Source organism: Vibrio sp. OPT46, assembly GCF_015163535.1.
Lineage (GTDB): Bacteria > Pseudomonadota > Gammaproteobacteria > Enterobacterales > Vibrionaceae > Vibrio > Vibrio alginolyticus.
Genome location: NZ_JADDYG010000684.1, coordinates 79,035 through 83,694, shown reverse-complemented (window position 1 = coordinate 83,694; position 4,660 = coordinate 79,035). Strand labels below are relative to the sequence as shown.

The 4,660-nt window shown below is 47.6% G+C and carries 4 protein-coding genes; all 4 read left to right on the top strand.

What is annotated here, in order from left to right; genetic code table 11:
* Positions 1-463: 463 nt before the first annotated feature.
* Positions 464-1,570, top strand: a complete 1,107-nt coding sequence (locus IQR33_RS25300) for a putative 2-aminoethylphosphonate ABC transporter ATP-binding protein (RefSeq protein WP_005432488.1) — start codon at positions 464-466, stop codon at positions 1,568-1,570.
* Positions 1,571-1,578: 8 nt separating this feature from the next.
* Positions 1,579-3,303 carry a putative 2-aminoethylphosphonate ABC transporter permease subunit gene (locus IQR33_RS25295; protein WP_054576179.1) on the top strand — a complete coding sequence of 575 codons (1,725 nt, stop codon included), beginning with the start codon at positions 1,579-1,581 and terminating at the stop codon, positions 3,301-3,303.
* Positions 3,304-3,312: 9 nt separating this feature from the next.
* Complete coding sequence (phnR, locus tag IQR33_RS25290; protein WP_005442366.1) at positions 3,313-4,017, top strand: phosphonate utilization transcriptional regulator PhnR; 705 nt, start codon at positions 3,313-3,315, stop codon at positions 4,015-4,017.
* Positions 4,018-4,083: 66 nt separating this feature from the next.
* The coding region (locus IQR33_RS34305) for an EamA family transporter (RefSeq protein ID WP_228014122.1) at positions 4,084-4,660 on the top strand (577 nt) is incomplete at its 3' end.

Here is a 4,660-nt window from a genome sequence, read left to right as displayed (position 1 = left end):
GTGGATTTTTTGTTTTCTCTGTTATTTCAGAGTTTGCTGAAAGTAGATTCCTAGTCTCACCTAGGTTCGCTGGAATGACGGACTTAAGAAAGTTGGGATCTTCTATCCGCACTTATAACGTCATTCTCGAGAGCGACGGAGGAGTGAGTCGGGAATCTCAGAATATAGTGCTTGTAAGAGATTCCGGATGGCTCGCTTAGGCTCGTCCGGAATGACGATCTTAAGCGTATGGCGTGAAAGTCAAAGCTCGTAATTCTAGGCAATGAGTGTGATTTCAGAATTTATGAACCACACTCACCACGTCATTCTCGAGAGCGACGAAGGAGTGAGTCGGGAATCTCTAATTACCACTTGAACAAACCTCATCGCCCTTCATCTATTTGTCATCTTCTGGCTATAAATTTGTCATTGGAACGTAACACTCCAAAACTAAAGTTGGTATATACCATTTGGAGCGTGTGTTATGTCAACTAACCAACATTACCTAAATATCGAAAATGTAGTGAAGCAATTCGGACAGTTCACTGCATTAAAGAAGATCTCGCTAGCGATTGAAAAGGGCGAGTTTGTTTGTTTTCTTGGTCCTTCTGGCTGCGGTAAAACCACTCTGCTACGTGCCATTGCAGGTTTAGACTTGCCAACGTCTGGTGCGATTTTTCAAAACGGTCAAGAGACCACATTCCTACCACCAGAGAAGCGCGATTTCGGCATCGTATTCCAATCTTACGCGCTGTTTCCGAACCTAACTGTGCAAGAGAACATTGCAGTGGGTTTGAAGAACCAAGGCATGTCGACCAAAGAAGCGTTAGAGAAGGTGGATTATTGGTTAGAAACCATTGGTCTTCCAACCTCCGGCGAGAAATTCCCTAACCAACTTTCTGGTGGCCAGCAGCAGCGTGTTGCTTTGGCTCGTGCATTAGCTTTGTCTCCGGGTCTACTGCTGCTTGATGAGCCATTATCGGCGCTAGATGCAAAAGTACGTGTTCACTTACGTGACGAGATTTGTAAGCTGCAACGTAAGCTGGGCATCACCACCATCATGGTTACGCACGATCAGGACGAAGCATTGTCGATGGCGGATCGCATTGTGGTGATGAACCATGGCGTGATTGAGCAAGTCGGTACACCTCAAGAGATCTACCAACAACCAGCAACGCGCTTTGTCGCTGAGTTTGTCGGCAGCATGAACTTTATTGAAACCTCAGTAGCAACGGACTCCCAAGTACGCATTGCAGAAACCCTAATGCCAGCGCCAAGCTTGACCAATCGTAAGATCCAACGTGGTGACCGCTTCGACCTTGCGGTGCGTCCTGAAAGCATCAAGTTCGTTGAAAACTACACCAACTCTTTACCTGTGCGAGTTACCGCAACCGAGTTTCTGGGGGCGTTTTTCCGCATTGATTGCGTATTGCAAAACGACAGCTCAACGAAAACCATCGTCGTGGATGTGCCTGTGGAAACGGTTCAAAAACTCAATATCAAGGCGGGCGATGTACGTTACATCCAGTTTGCTGAAGAAGGGCTGCATGGTTACGCCGTGCCCTCGGTTGATAAAGCGCTAGCAGCGTAGGTGTAAACATGGATGTGAAGACAATGACGATGAATAGCTTGACCACACAAGACAAAGCAAAATCTTTACTCGGACGTGTTAGCCGCGACAACCTTGTGTTGTTTGGTTTGCTCGCTGGCTTGTCGACCATAATGGTGCTGTTCATCTTAATGCCGCTTTGGGCAATGTTGACCAAGAGTGTGCAAAATGCCAATGGCGAATTTGTCGGTCTGGCAAACTTTGCGACGTACTTTTCCTCTTCAAGCTTGTGGGTGTCGGTGGGCAACACCTTCACTTTGGGCGTGATTGTCACCTCGGTAGTGGGTGTGCTTGCATTCGGTTATGCCTACGCGCTGACTCGTTCATGTATGCCGTTTAAAGGTTTGTTCCAAATCCTAGGTACTGCGCCGATTCTCGCGCCTTCGTTGTTGCCGGCGATCAGTTTGATCTTCCTTTTCGGTAATCAAGGCATTGCCAAAGAGATGCTGTTAGGAAACTCGGTTTACGGCGTGATTGGTATCTCGATGGGTTTGATTTTCTGGACCTTCCCTCATGCATTAATGATCTTAACCACTTCGCTGCGTACTTCAGATGCCCGTTTGTATGAAGCAGCGCGCGCACTTAAAACTTCACCCATCAAAACCTTCTTTATGGTGACGTTACCTGCGGCGAAATACGGTTTGATCAGTACGCTTATTGTGGTTTTTACATTGGTTATCACGGACTTTGGTGTGCCGAAAGTGATTGGGGGCAGCTACAACGTTCTGGCGACTGACATCTTCAAGCAAGTCGTGGGACAGCAAAACTTTGCCATGGGTGCGGTGACTAGCATTATGTTGTTATTCCCTGCGGTAATGGCGTTCGGCGCAGACCGCTGGGTACAGAAAAAGCAAAAGAGCTTATTCGACACACGCTCGGTGCCTTATCAGCCAGAACCTAACAAAGCGCGCGACAGCATTTGTTTGGTTTACTGCAGCATCATTTCTATCGCAGTGTTGGCAGTGCTAGGCATGGCGGTGTATGGCTCGTTAGTTACATTCTGGCCTTGGAACAAAGCGCTGACGCTAAACAACTACAACTTTGCCGAAATGAGCACTTACGGTTGGAGCCCATTCTTCAACTCGCTAACGCTGGCAGGTTGGACGGCAGTTATTGGTACAGCCATCATCTTTGTTGGTGCTTACTGCATTGAGAAAGGGCGCGCGTTTGGTCCAATTCGCCAAGTGATGCAAATGCTCAGCGTGGTGCCGATGGCGGTTCCGGGTATGGTGCTTGGCTTGGGCTACATCTTTTACTTCAACGATGCGAACAATCCTTTGAACGTACTTTATGGCACCATGGCATTCTTGGTAATTAACACGGTAGTGCATTACTACACAGTAGGTCACATGACCGCCCTGACAGCTCTAAAGCAGTTGCCATCGGAGATTGAAGCCACGGCGGCATCGGTGAAGCTTCCTCAATACAAGTTGTTCTTTAAAGTGACATTACCTGTGTGTTTACCTGCGATTTTGGACATTGCGACTTACTTGTTTGTTAATGCATTGACCACCACTTCTGCGGTAGTATTCCTTTACTCAACCGATACGATTCCGGCTTCGGTCTCGATTCTGAATATGGACGATGCAGGTCAAACTGGCGCTGCAGCAGCTATGGCTGTGATGATCATGATTGCTGCCGCAATTGCGAAGATTGTTCAGATGACTTTGGGTAAATTGTTAGAAAATCGCACACAAGCTTGGCGCAAAAGATAAGGACACTTCGTGCAATACGTAAAAATTAAAGATTCGATTGTTGAACAGATTGAAGCGGGCATGCTATCGCCGCGTCAAAAACTGCCAGCAGAGCGTAAGTTGGCGGAGTCGTTCGATACTACACGCGTTACTTTGCGTGAAGCTTTATCACTGCTAGAAGCAGAAGGTCGAATCTATCGCGAAGATCGCCGAGGTTGGTTTATCTCACCCGAGCCATTGCGTTACGACCCAACCCAAACGCTAAACTTCCCGAACATGGCGAAAGCGCAAAATCGTGTGCCAAAAACGGAGTTGGTTGCAGCAAAAGGGACGTTGGCAAACAAACAAGCGGCGCGTTTGCTGGACTTGCAGCCTTTCTCGGATGTGTATCGAGTCGACCGTGTGCGATACCTTGAAGATAGACCTGTGGTATTCGTAACAAACTACATTCGCCCAGAGCTGTTTCCGAACCTGTTGGACTACGATTTATCAAATTCGCTGACGGACATTTATCGCGATCATTATGGCGTTACATATCAAAAGATTCGCTACCGCATTTCAACCAGCACTTTGTTGGGTGAAATGGCTCAAGCATTGCGCGCGACAGCCGGTACGCCAGCGATGGTAGTGGAGCGCATCAACTACAATCAGCACGGTGAATTGATTGATTGCGATATCGAGTATTGGCGACACGATGCCATCAGCATTGAATCTCTGGCGGAACTCAATCGCTAAGTGGATTTTCTCATCATCTAAGGCTCCATATCGGGGCCTTTATTTTATTCAAACAGGAACATTGAAATGGATTTGTTGGCGATTGGTCTCGTCGTTTTTTCTGCTGTTCTCCATGCGGGTTGGAATATTCTTGGTAAAAGCAACTCAGGCTCTGGACTCGCGTTTACCATGGCCGCCAGCTTTTCTGCCTGTGCCATTCTTACCCCTTATTTGATTTGGTATTTGGCGACCATTGGCTGGACATCATTACCGAGTGAATTTTGGGGATTGCTGTTCATTAGCGGCATTTCACAAATGGTCTATCTGGTCGGCTTGATTGTCGCTTATAAGCACGCAGACGTGGGCGTGGTTTATCCGATTGCTCGGGCACTGCCTGTGATGATGGTTGGCGCAATCAGTGTGGCATTGGGGCATGAATTATCCAGTCAGCAGTGGCTTGGATTCTTGCTGATAACCCTTGGTTGTATGCTGGTACCACTGACGAACTTTCGTCAGATGACGCTGAGCTCTTATTTGAATGTCGGTGTGTTCTGGGCATTAATTGCCGCAATAGGCACAACGGGTTACTCCGTGGTTGATAAAGAAGCGCTGAGTTTACTCACAGGGCAAGCGCCAGAGATCTTGAATGATCAGTACAGTGCAA

Excerpts from the sequence above, each read along its gene's own strand:
- IQR33_RS25295 (WP_054576179.1), top strand. The coding sequence starts at position 1,579 with ATGGATGTGAAGACAATGACGATGAATAGCTTGACCACACAAGACAAA.
- IQR33_RS25300 (WP_005432488.1), top strand. The coding sequence starts at position 464 with ATGTCAACTAACCAACATTACCTAAATATCGAAAATGTAGTGAAGCAA.